We start from the raw sequence: 26,239 nt of genomic DNA, 5'->3' as shown, positions 1-26,239 counted from the left end.
GAAGAGGCGTTTCGTCGTATCTACGGCGGGCGCCGTGAGCGCGAGGGGACGATGGGTCACAGGTCTGTTGGGATCGCAGCGATATTTGCCGTTGTGGCGGCGATGTGGCTCGCGGGCTGCGGCGGTGGCGGCGGGGGCGGACCGATTCCGAATCCTCCGAGCCTATCGCACGGCGGCCATGGCGGCGCATCGCCGACACCGACTTCGACGGTATCGCCGGGTCCAACGCCGTCCACGTCCCCCACGCCGACCGCGTCCCCAACGCCTTCCGCGTCTCCCACACCACGGCGCTCGCCGTCTCCTACTCCAACGCCTTCGGATCCGCCGTCTCCGACGCCCACGCCTTCGGATCCGCCATCTCCGACGCCCACGCCTTCGGATCCGCCGTCTCCGACGCCCACGCCGTCTCACACGCCATCTCCGACGCCTACACCATCGCCCACGCCCACGCCTACGCCCACGCCGTCACCAACTCCAGGCCCGATCGCCATGACTCACATGATGACGCTGATGGATTTCACGACACTCAATGGGCCGATCTCGTTCTCGTGGCAGCAGATGGCGCCGTATCTGACGTGGGCTATGACGCTCACGCCCGACTCGGTGAACGCGCACGCGGCAGGTATCCACACATTGCTGTACTCCGATCCAAACCGCGTCAACGTCAATTCTCCGGAATACTCGAACGACGAGGCAGAATACGCCCACGATTGCACCGGCAGCCGCATCACCATGCTCAATAAGCTGCTCACCACATACCTTACAGATCCAACCTCCACGACGCTGGCAGGCCTCTGGCAGCAGCAGGTCTCTAATGAAGAGGGCGGCTGGGGCGGCGTATACGATGCGGTGTTTGAGGACAGCGCCGACGTCGTCGGCAACGTCAGCGCGATGCCGTGCAACTTCGATCAGGTCGCCTGGACCGCGAACTCTCTCGCGCAAACGTCCGCACTCGGCGCGCCCGTGATCTTCAACGGATTGGGCACGCTCGTTGACGGCCCGACCCAGATCAGCCCGGATATCGCCCTGCTCCCCGTCAGCATTGGCGGAGAACTCGAAGGTTGCTACTCGAACCCGGATCCCAACGACCCGATGCCTCATAGCAAGGTGTGGGCGACCTATGAGAACACGGAGATCCAAGTGGTCGCGTCTGGGAAACTGTTCCTCTGCAGGGGCTTGAGCGAGCTGCCGGACACGACGTCGCAAGCATATCGCATCTACATGTATGCCTCTCTCCTCTTGACCTACTCTCCGTCGAACACCATCATTTCAGAGAAGTTCACGCCCGCTAATAACGGCTTTGGTGTCGAACCCGAGAACCAGCTAGTGGCCAAAGACCCGATCGTGTCAGCCCCGAGCGACATCAGCCAGCTGATGTTGGGCACCGGCGTCTATGGCAGGCAGTACAGGAACTGCTACTACGCCGGCAATTGGGTCGGCCCGTGTGCCGCGGTCGTCAATGCCGACAGCGCCTCGTACACGCACGCTTATCCGTACGGGAATGAATATCACCATACGCTCGTCTTGTCAGGCGGTGATATATTGGACGGCGGCAGCGCATCTATGCATGGTCCGGCGCCGCCGCCCGAAATGCCCGGCGAGTCGGCGGAGATCGTCTTCCCCTGATTCGGCGGATCTAACACACTTCCAAAGGGCCGACGCGCGTCGGCCCTTTGCGCTAGTCGCCGACCTCATTACAGAGCGCACGCTGACGTTGCCGTGCATGCGTTCGTGACCCTCGTTATTGTCCATATGACGATCGCTTGCGCATAATGATGCCAGTCGCGCGGCATTGCCGCGCGCAATCAACGTGAGCAAAGTGAGCACCGATTCCAATGAAAAGATTAGAGCTCTTGGCGCGCGCATTTGCGGGCGCCGCAATGATCTCGCTGACAGCGTGTTCCGGATCGACGAGCGCCATGCCGCACGTCTCGCAGCCGATACCATCGCATGGAACCGTCGGCAGCCCGAACACCGTTCCCGCGCATGTCATGACATTGGATGTGTACGATAACTCGGGGACAGGATTCACGCCCAACCCCGTCTCAGCCGCGCCCCATTTGACGTGGGCTGCTTTGCAGCCCGCCGATGCGAATGCGTTTGCGGCGGCCGGCATCAAGACGATATTATACACGGATCCGAATCGCACCGCACCCGGCGATCCGCTCTATACGAACGATGAAACCACGTTCGCACATGACTGTTCGAATAACCGGATCACCATACCGGGAAAGCCGACCACGACGTACCTGATGGACCCGTCATCGCCGGATCTCCAAGCGCTGTGGCGCACCTACGTCGCCAACGTGTTCTCGTGGGGCGACCACTTCGATGCAGTCTTCGAGGACAATGCCGGGATCGCACATCCGGTTTCTACGCTTCCCTGCAATTTCGATCAGACGGCTTGGACTGCCGCGAGCAACGCGATGAACCAGGCGGTCGGTGCCAGCATCATGTATAACGGCCTTGGAAATCTTGCGAGCGGCATCCAGAACGTGAGCCCGGCGATCGGTCTGAACCCGACGGCGATCGCGGGCGAACTCGAGGGCTGCTATTCAAACGGCGATCCCCTCGACCCCATGCCGCACAAAACGGTTTGGCAGACCTACGAGACGACCGAGATCGCGATGGTCGCTGCAGGCAAGCCGTTTGTCTGCCGGGGATTGGGCACTTTGCCCGCGTCGACGTCGCAGACCGAGCGGATGTACATGTATGCCTCGTTCCTCCTCACCTACGATCCGAATACCGCGATCATCTCGGAGAAATTCGCGACGCACGCGCCTATGATGGTCGACCCGGAAAGCCAATTCGTGGCGCTGGATCCCCTCGTCCCCGAGCCGGCGCTGATCACCGATCTTCAGAGCGCGAATCTGACGTTCGGACGCCAGTATGCCGATTGCTACCTCAATGGCGTTGCGGTCGGTGCATGCGCTGCGGTCGTGAACGCGGACAACTCCAAGGCCTCACATCCGTTTCCATGGCCAGGGGTGTATCAACACACGCTCGTGCTTCACGGCGGAGCGATATCAGACGGCGGGTGGGCGGGCTGGCACGGCGCGCCGCCGCCTGCCGTGCTTCCGGGCGAGTCGGCAGTCATCGCCATCCAGTAGCGATAAGAACGGCGCTCTGCTCGCCGCGGCGCGGCGGCGAGCAGAGCTCACCCGCGCCCTGGGCCTCCTTGCAGTACGGGAGGCCTTGCTATTTTGCGACCGTAATAGCCCGTCGTGAAGCGCGTGCTCCTCATCGCCTACTATTTTCCGCCACAGCCCAAAGCCGGCGCCTTACGCGCCGAATACCTCGCGAAAAATCTCCCGCATGCGGGATGGCAACCGACGGTCCTCACCGTTTCGTACCCTGGTCAAGCGCCGGACGGATTCGACGTCGTTTCGGCACGCGACTACGGACCCGACGCCGCGACGCCGCCGTCGAACGGTGGCCCCGCCGGAGGAGTGCGCAAGCAGGCGGCGATTGAGACCACCGTAAAGTCGCTCATCAAGAGCGTGGTCTATTTTCCGGACAATCACGTCGGATGGCTGATACCGGCGGTCAATGCGGCGCGGCGAGCAATGCGCGCGGAACGATTCGATGCCGTGCTGAGCACAGCGCCCCCGTTCACGGCGCACTTCATCGCCCGTAAGGTCACAGCCGGCACCAACGTTCCTTGGATCGCCGACTATCGCGACTTATGGTCCGGTCCCCCCGGCCGCGACTACCTCCACGGCTCTGGGCCGCTCCGCCTCCGCATCGAATACGCAATAGAGCGCTGGCTGCTTCGCTCGGCCACGTATCTCACGGCAACATCAGAAGCACAAGCCGAGGCGCTCTCAGAAAATTTCGGTAGGCGCGACGTCGCGTGCATACCGAACGCAGTCGACGCCGGCGCTTGGGATTCGATACCCGACAGCGTCCCGAGAGATTTTACGATCTGCTATACGGGCAAACTCTGGCCAGGGCTGCGAATGCCGGACGCGATCTTCGCGTCCGCCGCGCGCCTCCGGACCGAGGGCGATCCGGCCGGACTCGCAGTCTCTTTTGACTTCTATGGAGAAGATGCGGACTTGGTGATGGAGCGCGCACGCGCTTTCGGCGTCGCCGATATCGTGCGGGCGCACGGCGAGGTGAATCGCACGCGCGCCCTCACCGCGCAACGCGAAGCAGCCGCTCTGCTGCTCCTGCTCGATACAGAGGATACGGCCGATGCGGTTCAGCTCGGCAACCCGGGAAGCAAGGTATTTGAATACGCCGGCGCCAGGAGACCTATCTTGGCCTTCGGACGAAGAAACACCGTCGTCGAAGACATGCTCCTACAGAGCGGTCTGGGCTCGCTTGCCCGCGACGAGGCGACGTTTGCAGATCAGCTGCGCGAACTGCATCGCCGGTTCTGCGATGGGATTTTCGAGCCGCCGATGGTCGGGAATTGGACGCCGATGACACCGCGCCGACTCGGGGCGCGGTTTGCTGAAGTGCTCGATGCAGCTCTGCAACCGAAGCCCGCTGCGCGATGATGAAGCACACGAGTGGGCCGAACGTCCCTGCCGGCACCCGATTGCCCCACGGCACAAAGGCATAACTGCCATGTTCGGCATGCGTGCGATTCGCTACAATGAGACGTGCGTTTGGTTCCACATCATGCGGCTGTCCTGATGCCGGAGGATCTCGGCCGGATCGACCCGGGCGTTGGCGCTTCTGCGCCGGTACCGCTCGTGCACGTCGTCGACGGCGTGCTCCTCGGTAAGGATTATCTCTGGGGGAAAGAACAGGTCATCCTCAATCTCATGCAGGCGCAAGCAAAAGGCGACCGTTTCGCGCCATCGCTCGCAGTTTTTTCCCCGTGTCTCCTGAGCGAACGCATTGAACAGGAATCGCTTCCCGTCACCGTTCTCGACCAGCGCGGAAACGGTTCAGCATGGCGCGGACTCAACGCGTTCGCGACATATCTGCGATCGCACCCGGGGACCGTCGTGCATACGCACGGGTTCAAAGCGAACGTCGTCGGCCGGATCGCGCGCGCGATGGGCGCACCGATGGCCGGACTTGTCGCGACGTCGCACGGTTTCGACAACTCGGCGACGCGGCTCTATGCGTACAACGCCCTCGATCGGATGACGGCGGGCATGAGCGACATGGTCACGATGCCGGACGAGAGCATGCTTCGGCGGTTTCCACGCAGCGCGCGCGTGAAATTCATCCCCAACGCGATTCCGGATCGCGAGCTTCCGACTGAAGAGGAGCGTGCGCGCGGGCGCGCGCGCTTCGGGTGGTCAGACACCGATTTCGTCGTGGGCGCAATGGGCCGCGTCTCGTTGGCTAAAGGCGTGCCCGAGATGATCGCTGCGGCCGAGCTGTCGTCGCCGCCGCTGCACTGGACGATCGCCGGCGTCGGTCCGATGAAGGCCGACATCGATGCTTGCGATCCCAAGCGCATCAGCGCGGTCGGATACGTTTCGCCCTCCGACGAATACGTCGCTGCGATCGATGTCTATCTGCAACCGTCGAGGTCCGAGGGCCTGAGTCTGTCGCTGCTGCAAGCGATGCGCGCCGCGAAGCCGATTGTGGCGACGAGCGTCAATGCGACGGTGCTCGCGATTCGCGACGGCGTTGACGGCCTGCTCGTCGAACCGCGCGATCCGGCAGCGCTCGTCGCCGCCGTCGAGAAGGTCCGCAACGATGCTTCGCTCGCTCAACGGCTGGCCCGATCCGCGCGCGAGCGTTTTGAAGCTTTGTTCCGGATCGAAGCGCAAGCGGCCGCATACGACGAACTGTACTCGAGCGTCATAGCACATCGTAAGCGCGAGGAGCCTGCGGCAAGATGAGTTCATTCGGCGTCGCTTTCAAGGATGCGATCACCCCGATCTACAGGCCGATGTATAACCGGCTGCGGTCGACCATCATGGTGGACCGCAATGCGGATCCTCGACGGACGTTGTTCATCTCGACCGGCGGCCGGACCGGCGGCACGTGGGTGTCGCAACTCGTCAACTTCGATGGCGCGTACCGGTTGATGTTCGAACCGATCAGCCGCGAACGGCTGCTTGTCACACCCGACCTCGCTCCGTCGCTGCCGGACAATCGCTTGCAATATATCCGGCCGGATTCCACGGACGCAGATTTGATCGGCCGTGTCGAAGCCGTCATCACCGGCCGCTACCGCCAACCGCTGACCGATCAGTATAACTACACACCGCGCATCGTGTTCAACAAGCGGCTCGTCAAAGAGACGAAGTCGAATCTATGGGCGAAGTGGATGCACGAACGCTTTCCGCGTATGCCTATCATGCTGCTGCTGCGCCATCCCGTGCCGGCGGTCATGTCGCGCTATTTCAAGTATTTTGACCTGCCCGTCGACCAGCGAGCTTCGGTCGACGATCCAGCGCGGCGCCAGCGCGAATACGAGACGCTCACGCTCGGCCAACCAGAGCTCTTGGCGGATCATCTCGGCCCGATGCGCTCCGTCATCGAATCGGCGCGCTCCGTGTTCGCCCAGCGGATGGTGGTCTGGTGCATTCAAAACTATGTTCCGCTGCATCAATTCGCGCCTGGGCAGATCCACGTCGCTTTCTACGAAGACTTCTGTCTGAATCCGGTCGGTGAGCTGCGCAAACTGCGACACTATCTCGGAGAGGAACTGAGCGAAAACGAAGTCGCTCGCATCGAGCGCCGCAGCACAAAACCGTCATCCACATTCCATCGCACGGCCGTGCACCATTTCCAAGAAGTCGAGGCGATCCGGGGATACGAACAGATCGCGAAATGGCTCAAGCGGATCCAACCGCAAGAGCGGCGCGAAGCGGCGGAGCTGCTGCAGGCGTTCGGCCTCGACGCGATCTACAGCGCCGACGATCCAAAGCCCAATCCCAACGGCGCGAATCTGCTGATGCGCGCAAACGCGCCGGTGAAGGGGCCGACGTCAGCCACGCGGGCTGACTAGCGTCAGCCCCTTCAAAAAGTGGGCTGACTAGCGTCAGCCCCTTCAAAGAACAGTGGGCTGACTAGCGTCAGCCCCTTCAAAAAGAGCCCCTTCGATCATAGAACGGCGGCGTGGCTCGATTCGATCGTGTCGCAAATTCGGCGCCAGTCGTACTGGGCAACGCGAGCCGTCGCACACCCGCGCACGTGCTCCCAGAGGGGTGCATCTCTGAGAATTCGCAGGATCGCATCGGCGAACGCGCCCGGTTCCTGCGCGCAGAGCAGTTCGTCACCGTCGCGATATTCGAGTCCGAAGGCGCCCGCCGGCGTCGTCACAACTGGCCTCCCGGCGGCCCATGCCTCTAGGATTCGCAGGCGCGTGCCGCTGCTCGCGAGGATCGGTGCCACGACGATGCGCGCGCGAGCCAACTCGTCGCGCATGTCCGCCGGATTGGGCGAAGGCGTGACGCCGGGATAGGCCCCGAGTTCTCGGACCAACTCAGCGTTCATCCGGCCGGCGACGCGAATCGTGCAAACGCCGTCCTGCACGGCTTGAGCAAGTTTGGGCAGCACGTCCGCCATGAACCAGCGCAAGCCTTGTTGATTGGGGCGCCAATCCATGCTGCCGGAAATGAGTATCGTCGATGGTTCGGATTGGCGATTTGCTACCTCGGCGTAGCGCGCGACGTCTACGCCATTCGGCACGACGACGGCGTGGCGCGCATCCATGCCGCAGAACTCGACGAGATCGCGAATGTCGTCTTCCGAGCAGGCGGTGATCAGGACCGCCCGCTGAGCGAGCTCGCTCTCGATCCGTCGAACCCTCTCGGCGTCGAACAACGCGAGTGCGCGCAACGGGCCCGTCTCGATCTCTGCGCGCCGGTGGAAGAGCGCGTACTCGCAGTTGTGCGAAGCGTACACGATGGGCGGACAATTGCGTCGCGGCAGCGCGCAGCGTATCGGAAGATCGTCGACATGGATAGCAGCATAGTCGCGCTCGTCGACCAATCGCTGGACGTGGCGGATGAGGCTGCTCGAGACCTGGCCGGCCGTGAAAAACGATTCGCCGGGTGCGAGGCTTGCGGCGGCGCGCCCGATGCGGCCGAGCACACCGCTCGGCGCTTGGATCTGCGCTATCGTCGCGCAGGCGGCCGCAAATTCCGGCGACGGCGGCACCGGAGTTCGCTCCGAGATCACAACGTCAACGTCGAAGCGGCGCGCCAGGCCGATGACCATCCAATAGTTACGGATGAGGGCGCCGGCGTTCAGATGCCATGGCGCTTCCAAACACAGGAAAAGGATGCGCGGTCGCGTCACGCATCGTGCTTCGTATGTCCCCGCGTTCAACCTTGCGAAACGACAAGGCCTAAAGCGACGAGACTCGCGGGACTTTGTACGTCACGGGCGATGGGACCGAGGCCCTACCGGTTAGAACTGCCGATACCGTATACTTTACGGGTTGAAAAACATGCTGTACGAGAACGACCAACAGTGGCGCTGAAATCCACCTGGAAGACCGCGATCCGGCCGTTGTGGAACCGCGTCCGCAGCGCGAGCGTCGTCGATCCGGATCCAGCCGTCGCGCGCACCTTGTTCCTGTCATCGGGAGCCCGAACCGGCAGTACGTGGGCCTCTGAAGTCATCAACTTCGACCACGACTTCCGCTATCTATTCGAGCCGTTCTCCATGATCGCTCCGCTGCGGCCCTCGTGGGCGCCTACGCTCGAACCCGACGACCGCTTGCGCTACATCCGGCCGTCGTGCACCGATCCGGATCTGAAGGCTCAGGCCGAACTCGTGCTGAGCGGGCGATTCCGCCATCCCGAAGTCGATCAGTATAACTACAACAGCCGCGTCGTCTTCCACCGGCGTCTGGTCAAGGAGACGAAGTCAAACCTGTTCCTGAAGTGGCTGCACCAGACGTTTCCGACCATGAAATCGATACTGCTCCTGCGCCATCCCATTCCCACCGTGCTTTCGCGCTTGTATAAGAAATCCGACACCGACGCGGGCGTGCGGACCGCCGCATATCGCACGCTGATGTTCGGCCAGTCCGAACTTGTCGCCGACCACCTCACGCCGTTTCGGGCCGTCCTCGAATCGGCGGACACGCTGATCGAGCAGCGCTTGGCGGTCTGGTGCGTGCAGAACTATGTGCCGCTGCGCCAGTTCAAGGCCGGCGAAATCCACGTGATGTTCTACGAATCGCTCTGCATGGACCCAGCCGGCGAACTCAAACGGCTCGCCGCGTACCTGGGCGACGAGTTGAGCGATGCGAAGCTCGAGAGGGCGTTGCGCCGCGTCCGGCGGCCGTCATCCACCATACATCGCGATGTCAAGGAGTTCCCAAGCGGCATCGACGTGATAGGAAGATGGCAGAAGGAGGCACGCGACGAGCATCGCGCGGCGGCCTGGAAACTGCTCGCGGCCTTCGGCTTGGACAAGATCTACGGTGACGACCCAATGCCGAAGGTACTCCCGGAGCAGGCCTTTCTATGAACCGCACCCGGCGCTTCGCCGCTGCGGCGGTAGTGGGAATCGCGGCGCTGATCGCCTCCTACTATTTGTTGGGCGGCCCGCTGCATCTGTCGCTCTATTTCCCGATCACGCAATCGGTCGTGACGAAGAACGATCACGTCTTCGTGCTTCCGCCTGGGCCGAGCCCTCCGCCCCTAGCCGGGCCGTTGCCGAAACCAACGACGACGCCCACCCAGCGGCCGCATCCGAGCATGCGAGTTCCGACGCACACCGATATGATCTTGCATGCCACGCCGAAGCCGATCTCGTTCACGCCGACGCAAACACCGATCACGCCACCCCCGGCGCCGAGTTATCAGCCCGTCACGCCGCCCCCGTACGGACAAACGATACCGCCCGTGATCTTGCCGCATGCCGGAGTCCCGCTGCCCGGCGCAGTATCGCCTTCACCCAGCAGCTCGCCCTAGCATGGCATTCGCAGCCTCGACATTGGGCATCGGCTCGGCGCCGTAGATCTTGTCCAGCCCGAACGCGCGGAGGATGCGCAACCCGGACTCCATCTCCTCGTCGCTCACCTTTTTGCGCCAGCGGCTGACCACTTCCCACCCGTCGGGCATCTGCGTCACTCCGCCGTGCTGCATGGACTGCGACGGAATACGGATGCGCGCGAGCGCGGCATCGTCGACCGGCCGACCGAGGAAACCGAACAAACGGCGAAGTTCGGATTGCGGATCCACGCAGAAATTCTCGTAGAAAGCAAGATGGATGGCGCCGCGTTGGAATTGACGGAGCGGCACATAGTTTTGAACGCACCAAACCGCGATGCGCTGCTCCCAGACCGTTTTCGCGGATTCGAGGACTTCACGCATCGGCTCTAAGTGATCCGCGACGAGATCGGTCTGGCCGAAGACGAGCCGGAGGTAATCGCGCGTGCGACCGACCGGGTCCATGTCTATGAGGCGTCGCGCGACAGCATCTGCCTGGAAATATGCGTATGCGCGCGACCGCACGGTGGGCATCGGATGCCGGAGCAACAGGATGATCGGCAGGCCGGGAAATACTCGCGCTAACCAGCGGATGAAGAGATTCGATGTGACTTCCTTCACGAGCCTTCGCCGGCTGACCAAGCGGCGGTTGTAGCGGTCGGTACGCGCATCGTGAAATCGGCCGTCGAGGATCTGCAGCGCTTGCTCGCGCAAGTCCGGGTCTTCGTCGTCGGGCCGAATGTAAAGGATACGCCGGTCGAAGGCGGTCTGCTCATGGTTACGCGGAAGGAGCGGCCTCGATAAGGACGGTTCGTACATGAACCGATACTCATTATTATAGTTGATGAGTTCCGCGACCCAGGTGCTGCCGGTGCGCGCTCCGGACGACAGAAAGACCGAGTTGCGCCAGTCGCGCCCCACATCGATCGTGAACGTGCTTTTCACGCGAAGGTAGGGCGGAACGGCGATATCTTTCACGAATCGCACGAGGTCACGCATGTCGAAGGCTTCTCCGAACCGTATTGCGCCGCACAGTGAAGCCGTCGGCGGCTGCTTGGGCCTTAAGCCCCTTGATGGTCTCGCGCCGGGGCCATACGATATTTGAGCATGGATGTGAAGATTCCCCGACCGCAAGGCGAACCGAAGATCTCCACGTTAGATCCCGCGTTGCAGTTGTCGATCCGGTCGGCGCGCGCCACGAGGGCCAAGGCCGCGCCGAGGACGTACAGCCGCGGTTGGAAGCTAGCGCTCTTCGCGCTCGATGTCAGCATGCTGGTGCTCGCTGCGTACGTCGCAGGGGGCATCGTCGAGGGGCGCTGGGCTTTCCCGCAATTCGAGCGGGATCTGATCCATTATTCCATATGGCTCATCGCGATTTGGCTCGTCATCTTCGAGCGCGTCGGTCTCTATCATAGGTCGTTTGCGCTCTCGGTCAGAGATGAGTTCTACTACACCGTCTTGGCGCTCATCATCGGCGTCCTGCCGCAACTCACGGTGTTCACGATCGTCCCCAGCATCTCCACGTCGCGCTTGGCGCTCTTGGCCACGCTTGGATGCGCGATCGCTGCCGTCGGCCTGGCGCGCGTCGCCGTCCATGCCATGCGCAACTCCGCCGAACGCGGCAGACCGCGACGCATCGCGATCGTGGGCCACGGCGACCGCATCTCGTCCGTGGCGCAGTCGCTCTCTATGGCCGAAGGGTCGGTGCTGCTGCGTCTCGATATTCCGGATATCGATGCGACGGTTCAGAACGTGGCGTTCGGCGGACGCGCCGGGCTAGAGGGAATCGACTGGTTCGTTCGCGCGCGAGAGTGGGGCTGCGATACGCTGCTGCTCACCGAAGTGCTCCCGCCGCACGTGATGCCGCATCTCCTGGCAGTCGCGGCACAGCACAACATCAAATTCGCGTTCGCACCGCCGCGCGTGCAAGTCCACGCATATTCGCTCTCGCTGCAGCTCGATGGTCAACAAGCGCTCATCGTGCCGTCGCAGCTTCGCTCGTGCACGCCCACCGCCCGACTGCTCAAGCGATTGCTTGATCTCACGATCGCGAGTGCCGCGCTCATCATCCTGTGGCCGTTTCTCGCGCTGACGGCGCTCATCGTCTGGCTCGACTCCGGCCGGCCGATCTTGTACCGGCAGACCCGCGTCGGACGCGACGGCGAACTTTTTGACATCCTTAAGTTCCGTTCCATGCGCACCGACGCTGAAGCGTCGGGACCGACCTGGGTCTCGACCGGCGATTCACGCACAACGCGCGTCGGCGCGTTCTTGCGCAGCACGAGCCTTGACGAGCTCCCGCAGCTGATCAACGTGATCCGCGGCGACATGTCGGTCGTCGGACCGCGCCCGGACCGTCCGATCTACGTCGAAGAATATCGGAAGCTGCTGCCGCGCTACGACGAGCGCCACTTGGTCCGCCCCGGCATCACCGGTTGGTCGCAAGTCCACATGAAGCGCGTGACGATGCCCGAGGATGAAGGCGAGAAGTTGAGCTACGACCTTTTCTACGTCGAGAACTGGTCGCTGTTCATGGATCTCTCGGTGATCTTCAAGACCGCGTTCGAGTTTCTGTTCAGGCGGGCTGCGTAGTTCCGCCGGCTTTCGCCGGAATCAGACCGTCGCCGCCGGCCGGCGCATATCGCGAGAGCGGCGGCATCGTCGCGATGACATCGCTCATCGTGCCGAATCGGAACGTCCGCAGCAGCGCCTCGAGATTGCGCTGGAAACCGGCGAGATTCGTGTAGTGGCGAAGACGCGACTTCAAGCGCGTGCGGATACGCGGCTGTCCTGGGTCGATCTCCCACGGGTGCAGATAGACCATCGCGGGGCGGCCGGAGTCCAGTATCTTGCGCATGCCGAATCGGTTGAACCACAACGGCAGCATGCGCAGATAGCCGCCGCCGCCGACCGGAAAATCGTAGCGCAGCGCTCGAAATGTCGACATCGGAAATTCGGTCACCGTCGCAGCGTCGCATTCGATCGCGTACGGCCGCACCGGCGAGCCGACGATACCATAGTGGTCGTGGTAGATCGGAAAGATGCTCGAGTCGCGGGTGAAGCCGCATCGAGCCAAGACGTCGAGCGCCCACATGGAGCGCTTTGTGATGGAGAAGGTCGGCGCACGGTAACACGCGATCGGGGCGCCGGCGGCATCTTCGATCGCGGCTTTCGCGCGCCGCGTGTCCGCTTCGAATTCCTCGGGCGTCAGCGTATAGATGAGCCGATGCCAGTAGCTGTGGCACCCCAACTCGTGGCCGGCGTCGCGGATCTCGCGGACAAGATCGGGAAACCGCTCCGCGACCCATCCGAGCACGAAGAATGTGCCGCGCACGTCGTGACGCGCGAATATCTCGAGCACGCGTCTCGTGTTGTCCACCACGCGCGAGGGAAAGGCCGGCCACTCATCGCGGCGAACGTCGCGCGCGAACGATTCGGTTTGAAAATAGTCCTCGACGTCGACGGAGATGGCGCTGAGCGGTTCGCCTTGCATCTTGCTTTGAATTCCCTCCGGCCTGCGGCGCGCCCTCCGGTCGACAAGTGGATGTGCGCCGCATCCACATGTCGGCGTCATAGAGCGCGATGAGAAAACGCGAGCAGACGACGCTCGGTCAGGATAGCGTCCGCACGCTTATCTTCACGCTGGGTCAGTCGTTTTTCGGTGCTCTGACCGGCATCGCGGTCGCCAAAGCGATCGGTCCGGCCGGCAAAGGCGAGTACGCGCTTTTGCAGTTGTTTCAGGCGGCCGCCAGCGGTGTCACGGGCAATCTCGGTCTGTCCATAACGTACGAACTGACACGAATGCGTAAACCGCTCGCAGAACTCGTGAAGCCCCTGAGCGTCATGCTCGCGCTGCTATCTCTGATCGAATGGGCCGTCATCGGTGTCTGGGTGTGGCTCAAAGGTCCGGCGCCGGCGCCGCTTCTCTTCGCGGCGGCAGTGCCCGCATTGATCGTTTTGTCATGGCAGGGGCCGATCTTCCTCGGCTTAGGCTGGATACGATCGTTGAACGTGCAAGGTTTGGCGTTCGCGATCGGCACGTTTGCGGCATCCATCGTCACGTTGTACGTCTTTCATTTCGGCACGCTTGGTGCGATGTGGGGCTGGGTGGCGAGCGTTTGGGGCATCGCCATCTCGATACTCGTGCGGACGGCACCCGAAGCCAAGGGCGAACCCACGGAACCGACGATGGCCGTCGTGGGCCGGCTCTTAGGGTTCGGTTTGAAAGCGGGCGCGGGCGGCATTTTTGGTTTTATCAATAGCCGCGTGGATTCAATCGTCATCGTTTCGCTCGCCGGAGCGGCATCGTTCGGCATCTATTCCGTAGCGGTGTCCGCGGGAGAGCTTCTCCTGAGAGTTTCACGCTCGGTCGCGCAAGCCGCAACCAAGCGAGTTGGATCTGCTAAGCGCGAAGTAGCCGCGGCGCTCGCCGCCAAGTCCAATCGCGCGAGCTTTGCGATCATCGTGTCGGCTGGTCTCGTCGTATTCTTCATCGCGCCGTGGCTTGTCGATACTCTTTACGGCGCACCCTTTCACGCGGCGGCACTCGCGCTGCGAATCCTGCTTCCCGGCATCGCTGCGATTTCCGCGAACGGGATTCTCTCGACGTATTACAACTATCAGATGGGCAAGCCCATCTTCATGGTGTTCACGTCCGTGATGAACGCCGTGGTGGAGACAACGTTATGCCTCATCCTTGTGCCCCGTCTCGGGCTGAACGGAGCAGCACTCGGGTGTACGCTCACGTATCTCAACGCGGCCGTGGTCTCGACATGGTATTTCTGCAGGCATTCGGGGCTGTCGCCGCTGGCCGTCTGGTTGCCGACTGCCGACGACTTCAAGACCATCGTCCGCACGCTTCGCGATCCGAAGGTGACTACGTAGACAGGAGCGCGATCTCGCAGAGCTCGCACATGATGTGGCCGAGCGCGAGGTGCACCTCCTGGACCTTCCACGATGGCCCGGTGGGGCCGACGATCGCGATCTCGGCGTCGTCTACAACCGGTCCGCCGCCGTTACCGGTGAAGACGATGCGCACCGCGCCGATTTCCTTCGCGGCGCGGAGGCCCTCGATCACGTTCTTCGACGAGCCCGATGTCGTGAAGCCGATCGCCACATCACCGCGCCGGCCGATCGCGCGCACTTGGCGTTCGAAGACGCGCTCGAATCCGTAGTCGTTCGCAATCGCGGTGAGCGCGCTCGTATCCGTCGTGAGCGCGATGCCGGACCATGCGGGGCGCTCGGCAAGAAAGCGGCCGGAGAATTCAGCCGCGATGTGCTGCGCCTGAGCGGCGCTGCCGCCGTTGCCGAAGAGAAGCACCCGGCCCCCTGAGCGGATCGCACGCACGATTTCCTCGACCGCGCGCTCGATCGGCGGCCCGTAGTTCTCGCCTATCAGCAGATCGCGCCGCTCGTCTAAACAGTCGGCAAAGGTCTTCATCGGGCGGACTTTCCGTCACGCATGCGACGCGGACCTTTACCGAGACGGCGTGCCGCGACCGAAGTCGCCCGCGTCGTCAGGGCGACGAACTTGGGGCGGGCGTCGGCAGATGATAGACGCCGACTTTATTCGCTTCTCGTTCGATGAACCAGATATTGTTGTCCGGACCGTAGCTGACGTTGCCGGCGCCTGCGTTGTCCGTCGGGATCTCGATCGGCGCATCGAATGCCGATGTGTCATAGTTGTATCCGGACACCGAATCGAGGCCGGAATCTGTGAACCACACCTGATCATCGTGGTCTTTGCCGTTCTCATTCTTCCCATCGTAGCCGTGATTGACCGTATCGCCCTCGGTCAGGTACGCTGGAGCGCTGCCCGCGAACGGCACCCTGTACTCGGTTATCAAGCCTCCCGGCACCCTCACACGCGCGATTTTTCCCACGAGAGGCTCTGTGATCCACACGTTTCCATCTTCAACGTAGGTGATGTCTTGGACGCCGCTATTCTGCGTCGGGACTCTGAATTCGGTGATGACGCCCGTCGACGAGATCGTCCCCACTTTGTTGGCTGCGTGCTCGACGAACCACATGCTGCCGTCTTTATCTTTTGAAATGCTGACGGGGTCGCTACTGGGCGTCGGTATGGGATATTCGGAGATCACTCCAGTGTCGACATTGATCGAGGCGATCTTATCGGACCTTGACTCGGTGAACCACACGAGTCTCGTCGCAGCATCGCCCGTCCATATGCCCATCGGCACACTGTTGGGCGTGGAGATCGGATATTCAGTGATCGAGCCTGTGGGCGTCAACCGGCCGATCTTGTTGGCTTTGGATTCGGTGAACCAATAATTATTGTCTGGTCCGCCTCCGATAAGGTCCGGTCCAGCGTCGCGCGTCGGCGTGGCGTATTCGAAGAATTCGCCGGTCGTCGTGAGAATCGCGACTTTCGACGCAGCGTATTCAGTCACGCAGAGATTGTATCTGCAGTGACTGATGCCGCGCGGCTTTGCACCGATGGTCGGTATCGAATACTCGACCATGAAATTTCCCGTAGGCGGGGGAGTGGGGCCGATCGGCGGAGTTTGCACGACATCCGGTCCGATTCCGTGCAGATCAGAACCAGCCGAAGAAACAGCAAGATTTTGAATGTTTCCGCAGCCTTGCACTAATGCAATGGTGGATGTTAGGGCGACAAACGCACGACTGAAACGAAGTAGATCGTAAGAAATCATAGATTTAGTCCTTTTCTTACAAAGAAAAGTCTTTGGAACAGATCCGAACCCCAGAAGCGTCAATTCGCCGCGCGCGTCTGATTGGACCTCGTGACTATGTCCAGGTCAAATGCGGGAATCCGGCCTAGTCAGAAAGGCAAACAACGATACCACACAGCGAGCGCTCTCTTGCGTTACTCGCACGCTCGCGCTCGCCGGTCGAGGAATCGTCGCTCCGTCGGATTGCGCGCGACGGCCGCGGCGTTTTGGAAACTCTTGCGCGCCGACGCTGCGTTCCCGCTGCGCAATTCAAGTTCGCCGATGGCGGCATGATAGAAAGGATAGTCGGCAAGGCGTTCAGCGCCTTGAATCGCGCGGATCTCCGCGAGCCCCGGGGCCGGACCGTCGGCTTGAGCAATCGCGATCGCGCGGTTGAGCGCTACGATCGGCGAAGGCTGCAAGTTGAGCAGCTTGTCGTACAGCGACACGATCTCTGCCCAATTGGTTTCTCGCGAACTCGCGGCGTTAGCGTGCACGGCGGCGATAGCAGCCTCAACATGGTATTCGGAGATGTCCGATCCAACCGCAGACAGCTCGAGCAATCGTTGCCCTTCCTTGATAAGCGATGCGTCCCAGAGCGTTCGGTCTTGGTCCGCGAGCGGCGTCAGGTCCCCGGCCGCGTCGATTCGCGCGGGCAGGCGCGCGGCGTGCAGCCACATCAGCCCGCAGAGCGCGTAGGTCTCGGGTGTGGCGGCGGGCGCGAAATCGAGAAGCAATGCTGCCAGGCGCATCGCCTCGCGGCACAACTCGGCGCGAACGACGGACTCGCGCGATGCGCCATGGTAACCTTCGTTGAAGAGGAGATAGAGCGCGCGCCTCACGGTTGTGAGGCGGTTTGAGAAGTCGCGGTCGGTGAGGTCGAAGAGGCGTCTCGCTCCTGCCAGGACGCGCTTTGCCCGCGTGATGCGCTTTTCGATCGCCGCTCTGCCGCTTAAGAACGCAGCCGCGATTTCGGCTGCGCCGAACCCGCAAACGAGATGCAGGACGAGCGCGACTTGCGCTTCTTCCGACAGACGGGGATCGCACGCCGAGAACATCATGCGCAGAAGATCGTCTTTGATCGAGCTCGGCTGGAAGTATTCTTCGATCGTCGGGACGAGCGTCCACTCGCTCTCATGAAGGCGATCGAGCTCGGGAGAGAATTCTCGGACCTTGCGCTCTTTGCGCAAGACGTCGATAGCGCGATTCTTCGCAGTCGCCATCAACCACGCGGCCGGATTGTCGGGAACGCCGCGCAACTTCCACGTCTCCAAGGCTCGGCAGAAGGCGTCTTGGACGACGTCTTCCGCTAAGCCGAGGTTGTGCATCCCGAAGATTCGCGCGAGCGTGGCGACCATTCGCCCGGACTCACGCCGGAAGAGATGCTCGTCTACCGACACTACATCTCCATGACGGGCCGGACTTCGACCATTCCTCCGGTGTCGAAGATCGGGCAGCCCTTCGCGAGGTCCGCGGCGTGCGCGAGGTCTCGTGCTTCGACCAGCGTATAGCCGCCGACGACGTCCTTTGTCTCCGCATAGGGGCCATCGGTGACGACTTTCTGCTTGCCTTTGACGACCTTGCCTTCGGCCTCCAGCGGCTGGCCGCGATCTTTCATGTGGCCCTTCTGACCGAGTTCGGTCATCCACGCGACCCAGCGCTGCATGACCTTTTCCGATTCCTCGGGGGTGTTCGCGCGCTCGCCGCCGCGATAGATGTAGAGAAATTCGCTCATCGTCATAGTCTCCTTGACTTCAAGAGTTCCGCAACCGGGCGTGTTTCGCTTGCCCGTACATCGTGACGACGAACGGAATGGCAGGGTTCGGACATAATTTTTCGAGCGTTGTTGGACTAGCCGCCCATTAGACGGCGCCGGCCGCGTCCTGTTCGGCGTTGTAGGCGCCGACGGCGCGCGCGAAGTCGCGACCGTCGACCGCGTCGTAGAATCCGTTGTGCGTCTCGCTCACGCCCTGATCCGCCCACGCATCGTAGTTCGCGCGCGATGTTGGGGCATGGACGGTTGGGCCGGCGGCGTCGCTGTACGACGAGTGGAAAGGACCGAAGGCCTTCGCCTCGGCATGCGCGAGGACGATGTCCCTCACGGCCGCCGCAGCGGTGTGTGCAGCTGTTCGAAGTTCGGTCGGCAGCCGTTCGTCCGAAGCGACGGCATCGTATATCGCCTCGGCCGGCCGGTCCGCGTGCCAAGGCATCCCCGTGCGGTCGAATCGCACCATGCCGTGGACGGACCGCAGATCGGCTCGCAGCGCGGCCAGTTGCCCGGAACCGCGGGGCAGCGAAGCGGCGGCATCGTCGAACGAGCGCACAGCGCTTCGAACCGCCGCCATTTTCGCGGGCGCGAGATCGAAGACGTCGAATGCTGCGGCCGGATGAAACGTGTCGCCGGCCGCACCGTAGCGCGTTCGCATGGTGGCGTCCACAACGGCGCGCGGCCAGTCGCCTCCCGCGCTAATGGCGTCGGCGACTTTCGCTGACGGTACCCCCGGCGCCAACATGGTCTCGGGGGAAGCCGCCAAATATCGAACGCCGCTGCGTGAGAGTGCGTCTGCGAACCCAAGGGGATACTACACAATGTGGCTCAAACGTCCGGTTTTCGGGCGTTGCCTTGTTAGCTGCGTTTGGATCCGTGACGCAACGACAACAAACGTGGAACGAGGGCGGTTAACGAACTACTAGCTGAAGCGGGTTTGACTTTAGCGTACAAATTATTGCATAAGGAACGCCATAGCCGGTATAAACGTCAGTCGAAACCTGAATGCGGTAGACGCCCGGGGACAAATCGTATTGGGCGCCGATGTCGAGAGCCCTATGGTAGACGTTGCCAGTTCGCAGATCAGCATCCAATTGACCGTCTGATGTAAAGCCCGTTGGCATACCTCGCACCGTCTTCACTAACGTGTCATCTTGTCTGCGGATCGTCACCTTGTATTCGTCGAGATTACCTCGGCGGGTGATCACGATGTGCGGCCCCGTGTTTCTGACGTATATTTGAGCTAGGATTGGCCCACCGCTCTTAACGGATCCCGGTACGACTACGCCGAGTTGAAGGTCATGTGCGGACGGCCCCCACGAAACTCCCGATAGCGTATTGGGGTTGGGAAAGTCGCCCATCGTCCAGCCCGAACTCGCTGAAACCATGGTTATCAACGCTACAAGTGACGAGATGCGGATAAACTTTTTCAATTGACTAACCTCAAACGAAGAGTTCAACATCCCGGAGGATATATACATGGCCAAGATGGTTCGTCCGACGGCTGAGGGCTCGAAAGTATCGTCGCAGGGTTGACTGTATCACTTCCTGAGGCGAGACACCATTGTCCGGCGGAGCAATGCGGCGTGGTATAGTCGGCTTGGCCCTGCCACTGCCACGTCTGAGTACCCATCGGTATCCAGATCGGATTGTATACCATGTGACTTCCATTCGACTGGGGCTCAAACATAAACCAGTCTTTAAATTGGTCGGACCTATTCAATGAGGTGCACGGTGACGGACTTGAAAGCTCTGTTCCCGGGCTATCGGTACTCGTCCACTCTTGGTTCGTCGAGCCCGCTAAGATGGACGTGTACCCTTGGTAGAGCGGGCCGCTGTCCGAGTTAAACCCTGTTGTTGTTGCGGCAGAATCACAGCCTTGAGGTGCGAATGAGTCTGTCACGATGTAGATCTGCTGCGAGCCAGCAATATTTCCAGCAAAGTCTTGAGCCGCGTCTGCTTTGTAGTGCCAAACGACCCCTGTGTTACCTACAACTCCGGCTCCGAACTCAAGGTAGAGAGACGCTGAGTTCCGACTAGTCCCCACTTGAACAGTTCCAGCGGTCGCGGTCATGCTATCGACCTTCGGCGCCTCAACCGTATAATACGCCGTTTCGCCGTCATCCGATAGTTCATAATGGTCTATACCCGAGATGTGAGCGGTGACACTCACTTGGAATGTCGTTCCGGGTGCGGTGCCGGCGAGCCAGTAGAACTTTGGATTCGTCAACAATGAATCAGCGTTCGTAAACGGCGATGGCGGATCTCCGCTGAAGTCGTATCCAGCGATCGGGTTTCCGTCGATTGTCCATGCTACATCGGATAACGCATATGAACCGGTTCCGGTTCCAGGTTTGACTCGAACACTCAGATTCATTTGGTTTCCGACCACAGTTGGAGGCGGACCAGCAGGGCTGCTAACGGGCACAGGATTGCCGGTCGACATATCGTCGATTTCCAGGACAGGACATTGGCCGGCGTTGACGCTACAAAGATGGTTTTCGAGCTGATCGACTGATGAAATGATAGCCCTTGGGGACGGGCTGGCCTGCACAACGATTCCCAGATATGTACCTAGGGGAGTATCTGTGGTCGATTCATCGGTAATCGAGAAAGTGCCTGGTACTGGGATCGGCGATGAAGGCATAACGTACGTTGTGCCAACCCTAACGGTAGAAGTTGTCACAAGAACCGTTTGATTTTGCGGGCAACCGTTGCAGTTGATCGTTAGCCCGCTGATTGTCATGGTTTGACCCGCTATTACGCAGTAACCGCCGGAGGGACATTCATCCGTAGTTGTGTCAGTATCAGTCGGTCGTATCTTGTGACGTCGAAAGATCCGCAGGTGCGATTTCGGAGCCGGGGGTGCAATTGTGAACCACATTCCCTTCTTAGTGTGCGCTTCGTGAACGGCAGGCGGCGGGCTTATCGCAGAAGCCGGACCTCCGGACTGATGAATGGGGGGAAGGGCCGAGTTCGATCCGTTCGTACATCCTGAAGCAATCGCTAATGCCAAAATTGCACCGGCGACAATGCAAGCGTTAAAATGCTTCAACTCGTCCCCCCATTGGACCGCAATGAGTGACTCCGTGGTTTGTGAGCAACTGTATTACCTCATGGTCGTGGCTGACCTCCTCGCGATTCGCAGGTATTCACTGAAGCGTTAGATTAGTTCTCATCGGCTTGCGGCGTGATCTACGTGGCAAATTGTCCTTTTGATTAAACCGAACCTAAGGTTGCGTTCACCTGCTGACCGGGAGATCGAGAGTTATGACCGCCTTGATGAACAAATTAATCTCAGGTGCGTTTTTGATACCGCTAACAGTAGTCTCCGGACTATCGTTGCAAGCGTGCTCCGCTTCCGGCATGCCTGTAGGCGCGGCGAAGAAAGTAATGGGCGGTCGATTTGTTGGCCCGAACGTTATCCAAGACGGCAATCCGCCCGACTGGGTTTACTTCCCGACTCTTTATCCGTCGACCAATACCCCTTCCGGTATTGCGATTGGGCCCGATGGAAATGTCTGGTTCACCGAGTCAACAGGCCACAGCCTAGTGCGAATCACGATGTTTGGTGCGCAGTATCCGATCGTTTTGCCCCCCCACTACAACCCTGGTGACTTGGCCGTTGGTTCCGACGGAAAATTCTATATGAACGATTATGCGAAGAACGCAGTGGACAAAGTCACAATCGATGGGCTGCACGTCACGCAATATGTCGTTTCCGGAAGCATGTTTCAAAATGGAATAACCGAGGGCCCCGATCATAACATTTGGTACACGCGAAACGGTTTTGTCGGCAAGATAGCGACCGGAGGCAAAGTCACCCAATACCCTGTGTCGGGCGACGCGGTTGGCATCACGAGCGGGCCGGATGGCAACGTCTGGTTTACGGTGGGCAGCGCCATCGACCGGATAATACCATCGACCGGCGTGATAACCTCGTTTCCAGTTTCGCCTGGCGCGGTAGGGATCGTCACGGGACCGGACGGGAATCTCTGGTTTACTTCCTCGACGACCGTTGGGAAAATGACCCCAAGCGGTGTGGTAACGAATTACCCGACATCGTTCGAACCCGGATTTTATATAGCGGTCGGGCCGGACGGCGCACTTTGGTTCCCGGGTTTTCTTACCAATGAAATTGGTCGTGTCACGACGAGTGGCCAGTTATCCTACTTCTTCCCACTCGCCGGATTCGGTGGCAATCCCGGCTCTATAATGGCCGGTCCTGATGGCAATGTGTGGTTCGCCGATGCTCAACAAGCTATTGGCGTCTACGTAATAAGACAGATCTCAGTCAATCCGACAGGATGGATCGCTAGCGGAGGCGGCCAGAACGTTACCGCAACGGTTACCGAGACCAATTACTCGGGCGCGTGGACGGCAGTGAGCTCCAACCCGCCAATCGCCACCGTTGCCCAAGGTACAAATTCAAACCAATTCATTATAACATCCGTTGCTCACGGGAGGGCTCGGATCGAGATTTCAGACTCTGTTGGCAATCGATTTGACGTTAGTGTATCCGTCCACTAACACTGGGCGAACGGAACGAAGCTCACAAAGACTCCACTCGCTCACCACAAGAAGCGCAAAAGCGTGAGGTCGATCCAATCCGCGCTCCGCACTGGTGACAAAATCTCTTGTCAGTGCCAGCAACCGTCTCCAGTACTGCCGGGGCATCGGAGGACTCAAGTGCTGGTACGCTCGCAGGTCGAGCGATGGCCGGAAGCGCGTCTGCTGCGTTCGCGGACGGAATATATGGTTTTCCACACCGCATACACATAAACGTTTGTTGCCACCTCTCAAACAGCGGTGGCCATTCCTTCGAGTTGTACCGTGTTTGGCTAACCATATATGCGATTGTGAGCCCGCCAGCGATAAGTCCGATCACAATCGCCGTAGGTTGACCTGTGAAGAGCATGATCATCTCAATGATTAGGAGTGTCCACGCAACGCAGCCGACTCGCTTCTGAGCAGGAGGTGCCGCACGCATTGAGAGGACACTTTGTTGCGTTCCTCTCGTTGTGGAAATAAGTGCTCCCGCTTCACCGAAGGCACCGCCAGCCGCGCCCCCTGAAATGGCGGTAGCATTCTGAAACTTCAGCCCGCCCTCGTGAATGATTTGAAGTCGCTGCGTGTTATCGGACCCACAACTCGGGCAACGTCCTAGCATGAAATACTCAATCCCCAAAAAATCCAGGACAAACGCTTGTGCCGATACACCTACTGTCCGTTCTCCGTCTCCCGATACCCCGCCGCGTCGGCTTCTTTCTTGCAGACGTACGCGCCATGCTTCGTGCGGCCATACCATCGCTCACCCTTGAGATGGTAGATGCCGCTGTTTGTGTTGAGCCACACGACGGTATCCGCTGGACAATGCTTCTGCGCGCCGTCCTCCGTCGCGAACATCGGAATATCGGCCTGGATCGACGCAGCCAGCGCGACTGACGACGAAGAATTTGCGACTGAGTTCGACGGTGAGTAGCTGAGTGCAAGTGCGGCGACAAATGCAAACGCCGCAAGACTTATGACCCGACGCATAGTGCGCTTACCCCCTCAATGCCAAACCTCGCGACCACAGAAACGGCCGCTAAAGCTGGGCGTTGTGGTTTCGAAGTCGGTAGTTTGGACGCCTGTCGCGCCTCTGGCGGCGTCAGGACGTTTAAAGCCCTCGGCTGCCGCTATCCCCTCTTGCGGGATCTAGTCGATCCGCCGCTCGCGTCGCGCGATCAGCCCAGTTCTTAAGACTCGTGGAAGCTGAATCGAATCCTCCTGCGGCATCGAGGCGCGCGCTCACATACGAACGGATGAGTTGTGCCTTGTGCCAAGCGTTGACTTCGGCGAGTAAGGTTTCAAGCTGTTCCCGTTCTTTTCGTTGCCGTTCTTCGCGCGCCCATCGCTCTTGTTCTTCGCGAGCCCTCTGCCGCTCAGATTCCTCCCATTCGATACGCCTTTGCCGCACAGGCGCGACCGCCGCAAGTAGGCCTAAGATGATTGAATCGACCTGATTTTCAAGTGGCGATGTGGGTTTGTCGTGCCAGCGTCGTCGAATCGTTGAACGAACATAGCTTTCGATCTGGAGAATCAGCGACCCCGACGATTCTGTCTTGATGTTCCAGTCCCGGTTCTGATTCCAACTATAACGTCTGTCGTCTTCTGTCAGCGGAACCTTAACCTGCCTATACGGCTCTTTGACCAAGACCTCAATGATTTCGCCTGCGAGAGTAACTTTGAAATGCGTTTTGTCTTCTGCGCTAACGCTGCCCTCAAGCCGCTCGACTTCGCGAAACAGGATGCTGAGAAATCGCCGCCTTCGACGCTCCACAGCATCCGGCGTGAATTGGTCGCGGACTTTCCAGCCCGCCACGATCGGGTGGGACCGAACTGATTGCGGTATTTCCCATGGAACGGTTCGAGACTTTGTAAGAGCAATGAGACTGCCGACGTCATCGGGGATCTCGAACTCGACTTCCGCCGGACGGCGAATCGAAGATCGGATAACGATATCGGAATTCCTGTTGGCGAGCGACTTGGGCAATCGCGGTCTGCGACCCACGCGCTTACCGTTTCGGACTTTGGCCCAATAACCGGCCGTCGGGAGCGGAATATTTGCGCGCTTACAAGCTTTTCGCAGTCCAACATCGGATATACCAAATCGGGGTGCGATCACGACAAGTGGTTCGGCCCAGACCAATTCATACAGAGCCTCGCGCGAGACACGCTGGCTTGGGCGATTGTCGTAGTACATTGTGCCGAGCCCTCAATTCCGTGAACGCGACTTGTACCCAATATATGCAGCTGCAACTATCTCTGCAGCATCTCTTTGAGATTGAACCGGTTGCGGTGCCATGTGAAATAGCCTTGGGTCTTTGGGTTCCAAGCAAGACATTTGATCTTAAGAATGGATTTTGTGGCACTTTCAACGCCGCTTGATTTAATGTCACAACGACCTTGGCTGACGAGTCCGCTGTCGTCTACGATTATGTATCCAGCTTCGTAGAGAGCATCGCAACCATACTTGCACATTGGCGCGACGATATGTTTGAAATCTTTAAGTTCTTTGAGGCTACATTCGGACCGCTTCTTTATGTGACTTGCGACAAGAAAATCAACGGAAAACTCTCGCCCGCACATGCAACAGGTTGATACAATCTTGGTTCCAAAGAGCTCTTGACGAAGAAAGCGCTGCTCCTTGCGTCGTTTGACGAGAGCCGGCGAGTTGAGGTCATCGAGATCCTGATACTGACTCGAGACCGCTTCAAGGTACTCGTCAGCGCTCGTCTCGGGCTGGTATAGCCTACTAGACAGCTCTAGTGCCCCGGAGATCCGACTACTCTTGGTCTCATCAAGAACATTGAATCCCCTCACAATGTTATTCGGGTTGTATCCGGCGAGTTCGTTAAATTCGGCGTATGACAGATTCATCGCGGCAACTTCGTCGAGAAAATAAACATACTCCCAGGTTTCACCCGCGTCGCTATGCCGCCACAGCCTCTGGGACAGTTTGGGTGCATGAACCTTATCGACAACGAATGATGACGCAAAGAATCGCTTATTGGCGGCGAACAAGGCCAGGTCTCCGGGTTGAATGCGATCCCATTTGTTGGCATTGACCCTATTCTTGCCAGGAGTGACTCCCCAGGTTGGTATGGCCTTGCGATTTCCGAAGCGGCTCTTGAGCTTGTTGACATCCGAGTTGGCAACTAGAGACAATACAGTCGACACATCCACTGGGCTAACAATTGTGTCGATGAAGTGTTCGTTTGCTTCGGACTCGCCGGTTGGTTGCAAAATGACGTGCATACTTTCATCCTCGAATCGGAATCTGGACATCCCGCAGAGTACAGCTTCGCATTGGCAACCCAAGATCTACAATAGAAAGTTGGCTTACGCCAGGATTTGGGGGGCCAAAG

At 60.0% G+C, this 26,239-nt stretch carries 22 protein-coding genes; 10 read left to right on the top strand and 12 right to left on the bottom strand.

The features are described from left to right. Positions 1–56: 56 nt before the first annotated feature. The gene (locus tag VKT51_08960) at positions 57–401 is read right to left on the bottom strand and encodes a hypothetical protein (protein ID HLJ84284.1); all 345 of its coding nucleotides are present in this window, start codon (positions 399–401) and stop codon (positions 57–59) included. A gap of 88 nt (positions 402–489) precedes the next feature. Here VKT51_08960 and VKT51_08955 point away from each other — a divergent pair, with 88 nt between their 5' ends. The 5 genes from VKT51_08955 to VKT51_08935 all read left to right on the top strand — a co-directional run bounded on the left by VKT51_08955 (position 490) and on the right by VKT51_08935 (position 6,928). After that, positions 490–1,626 (top strand): hypothetical protein, encoded by a 1,137-nt coding sequence (locus tag VKT51_08955; protein HLJ84283.1) that lies wholly within the window; start codon positions 490–492, stop codon positions 1,624–1,626. Between the two features lie 209 nt (positions 1,627–1,835). After that, positions 1,836–3,110, top strand: a complete 1,275-nt coding sequence (locus VKT51_08950; protein HLJ84282.1) for a hypothetical protein — start codon at positions 1,836–1,838, stop codon at positions 3,108–3,110. Between the two features lie 114 nt (positions 3,111–3,224). Beyond that, entirely contained in the window at positions 3,225–4,505 is a 1,281-nt protein-coding gene (locus tag VKT51_08945; protein ID HLJ84281.1) for a glycosyltransferase, read from the top strand. A 105-nt stretch (positions 4,506–4,610) separates the two neighbouring features. Continuing rightward, positions 4,611–5,813 carry a glycosyltransferase family 4 protein gene (locus tag VKT51_08940; protein HLJ84280.1) on the top strand — a complete coding sequence of 401 codons (1,203 nt, stop codon included), beginning with the start codon at positions 4,611–4,613 and terminating at the stop codon, positions 5,811–5,813. Next, positions 5,810–6,928, top strand: coding sequence for a sulfotransferase domain-containing protein (locus VKT51_08935; GenBank protein HLJ84279.1), 1,119 nt, complete (start codon positions 5,810–5,812; stop codon positions 6,926–6,928). Before VKT51_08940 ends, VKT51_08935 begins: the two co-directional genes overlap by 4 nt. Before the next feature lie 95 nt (positions 6,929–7,023). On the opposite strand, the gene VKT51_08930 is transcribed toward VKT51_08935, so the two are convergent. Next, positions 7,024–8,223 carry a glycosyltransferase family 4 protein gene (locus tag VKT51_08930; GenBank protein HLJ84278.1) on the bottom strand — a complete coding sequence of 400 codons (1,200 nt, stop codon included), beginning with the start codon at positions 8,221–8,223 and terminating at the stop codon, positions 7,024–7,026. A 174-nt stretch (positions 8,224–8,397) separates the two neighbouring features. Between VKT51_08930 and VKT51_08925 the strand changes: the two genes are divergently transcribed. Both VKT51_08925 and VKT51_08920 read left to right on the top strand, forming a co-directional pair. Further along, positions 8,398–9,405, top strand: a complete 1,008-nt coding sequence (locus VKT51_08925; GenBank protein ID HLJ84277.1) for a sulfotransferase — start codon at positions 8,398–8,400, stop codon at positions 9,403–9,405. Then, positions 9,402–9,851, top strand: a complete 450-nt coding sequence (locus tag VKT51_08920; protein HLJ84276.1) for a hypothetical protein — start codon at positions 9,402–9,404, stop codon at positions 9,849–9,851. Before VKT51_08925 ends, VKT51_08920 begins: the two co-directional genes overlap by 4 nt. Here VKT51_08920 and VKT51_08915 read toward each other — a convergent pair. Then, on the bottom strand, positions 9,831–10,868 hold the full coding sequence (locus VKT51_08915; GenBank protein HLJ84275.1) for a sulfotransferase: 1,038 nt from the start codon (positions 10,866–10,868) through the stop codon (positions 9,831–9,833). The two genes, VKT51_08920 and VKT51_08915, sit on opposite strands and share 21 nt — an antisense overlap. Before the next feature lie 114 nt (positions 10,869–10,982). Here VKT51_08915 and VKT51_08910 point away from each other — a divergent pair, with 114 nt between their 5' ends. Then, positions 10,983–12,461, top strand: a complete 1,479-nt coding sequence (locus VKT51_08910) for a sugar transferase (protein HLJ84274.1) — start codon at positions 10,983–10,985, stop codon at positions 12,459–12,461. Here VKT51_08910 and VKT51_08905 read toward each other — a convergent pair. Then, the gene (locus VKT51_08905) at positions 12,445–13,362 is read right to left on the bottom strand and encodes an XrtA system polysaccharide deacetylase (GenBank protein ID HLJ84273.1); all 918 of its coding nucleotides are present in this window, start codon (positions 13,360–13,362) and stop codon (positions 12,445–12,447) included. The genes VKT51_08910 and VKT51_08905 overlap by 17 nt on opposite strands. Before the next feature lie 89 nt (positions 13,363–13,451). Between VKT51_08905 and VKT51_08900 the strand changes: the two genes are divergently transcribed. Further along, positions 13,452–14,753, top strand: a complete 1,302-nt coding sequence (locus VKT51_08900) for a polysaccharide biosynthesis C-terminal domain-containing protein (protein ID HLJ84272.1) — start codon at positions 13,452–13,454, stop codon at positions 14,751–14,753. Here the strand turns inward: VKT51_08900 and VKT51_08895 are convergent. The 5 genes from VKT51_08895 to VKT51_08875 all read right to left on the bottom strand — a co-directional run bounded on the left by VKT51_08895 (position 14,746) and on the right by VKT51_08875 (position 18,987). Next, positions 14,746–15,309, bottom strand: coding sequence for an SIS domain-containing protein (locus VKT51_08895; protein HLJ84271.1), 564 nt, complete (start codon positions 15,307–15,309; stop codon positions 14,746–14,748). The two genes, VKT51_08900 and VKT51_08895, sit on opposite strands and share 8 nt — an antisense overlap. Positions 15,310–15,385: 76 nt before the next feature. Continuing rightward, positions 15,386–16,399: a hypothetical protein gene (locus VKT51_08890; GenBank protein HLJ84270.1), complete on the bottom strand. Its 1,014-nt coding sequence runs from the start codon at positions 16,397–16,399 to the stop codon at positions 15,386–15,388. A gap of 317 nt (positions 16,400–16,716) precedes the next feature. Next, entirely contained in the window at positions 16,717–17,961 is a 1,245-nt protein-coding gene (locus VKT51_08885; GenBank protein ID HLJ84269.1) for a DUF6596 domain-containing protein, read from the bottom strand. Continuing rightward, a complete protein-coding gene (locus VKT51_08880) occupies positions 17,961–18,296 on the bottom strand; it encodes a YciI family protein (protein HLJ84268.1) in 336 nt (111 codons plus the stop codon). Before VKT51_08880 ends, VKT51_08885 begins: the two co-directional genes overlap by 1 nt. Positions 18,297–18,423: 127 nt before the next feature. Then, positions 18,424–18,987 (bottom strand): hypothetical protein, encoded by a 564-nt coding sequence (locus tag VKT51_08875; GenBank protein HLJ84267.1) that lies wholly within the window; start codon positions 18,985–18,987, stop codon positions 18,424–18,426. Positions 18,988–21,599: 2,612 nt separating this feature from the next. Between VKT51_08875 and VKT51_08870 the strand changes: the two genes are divergently transcribed. After that, positions 21,600–22,859: a hypothetical protein gene (locus VKT51_08870; protein ID HLJ84266.1), complete on the top strand. Its 1,260-nt coding sequence runs from the start codon at positions 21,600–21,602 to the stop codon at positions 22,857–22,859. Positions 22,860–23,549: 690 nt separating this feature from the next. On the opposite strand, the gene VKT51_08865 is transcribed toward VKT51_08870, so the two are convergent. The 3 genes from VKT51_08865 to VKT51_08855 all read right to left on the bottom strand — a co-directional run bounded on the left by VKT51_08865 (position 23,550) and on the right by VKT51_08855 (position 26,129). Continuing rightward, positions 23,550–23,867: a hypothetical protein gene (locus tag VKT51_08865; protein HLJ84265.1), complete on the bottom strand. Its 318-nt coding sequence runs from the start codon at positions 23,865–23,867 to the stop codon at positions 23,550–23,552. A gap of 121 nt (positions 23,868–23,988) precedes the next feature. Then, positions 23,989–25,074 carry a hypothetical protein gene (locus VKT51_08860; GenBank protein ID HLJ84264.1) on the bottom strand — a complete coding sequence of 362 codons (1,086 nt, stop codon included), beginning with the start codon at positions 25,072–25,074 and terminating at the stop codon, positions 23,989–23,991. Positions 25,075–25,130: 56 nt separating this feature from the next. Next, positions 25,131–26,129: a hypothetical protein gene (locus VKT51_08855; GenBank protein ID HLJ84263.1), complete on the bottom strand. Its 999-nt coding sequence runs from the start codon at positions 26,127–26,129 to the stop codon at positions 25,131–25,133. Between the last annotated feature and the right edge of the window lie 110 nt (positions 26,130–26,239).

It is taken from the genome of Candidatus Eremiobacteraceae bacterium, from assembly GCA_035295225.1.
Lineage (GTDB): Bacteria > Vulcanimicrobiota > Vulcanimicrobiia > Eremiobacterales > Eremiobacteraceae > JABCYQ01.
The sequence above is the reverse complement of the archived record's forward strand: the minus strand, read 5'-3'. Positions and strand labels throughout refer to the sequence as shown.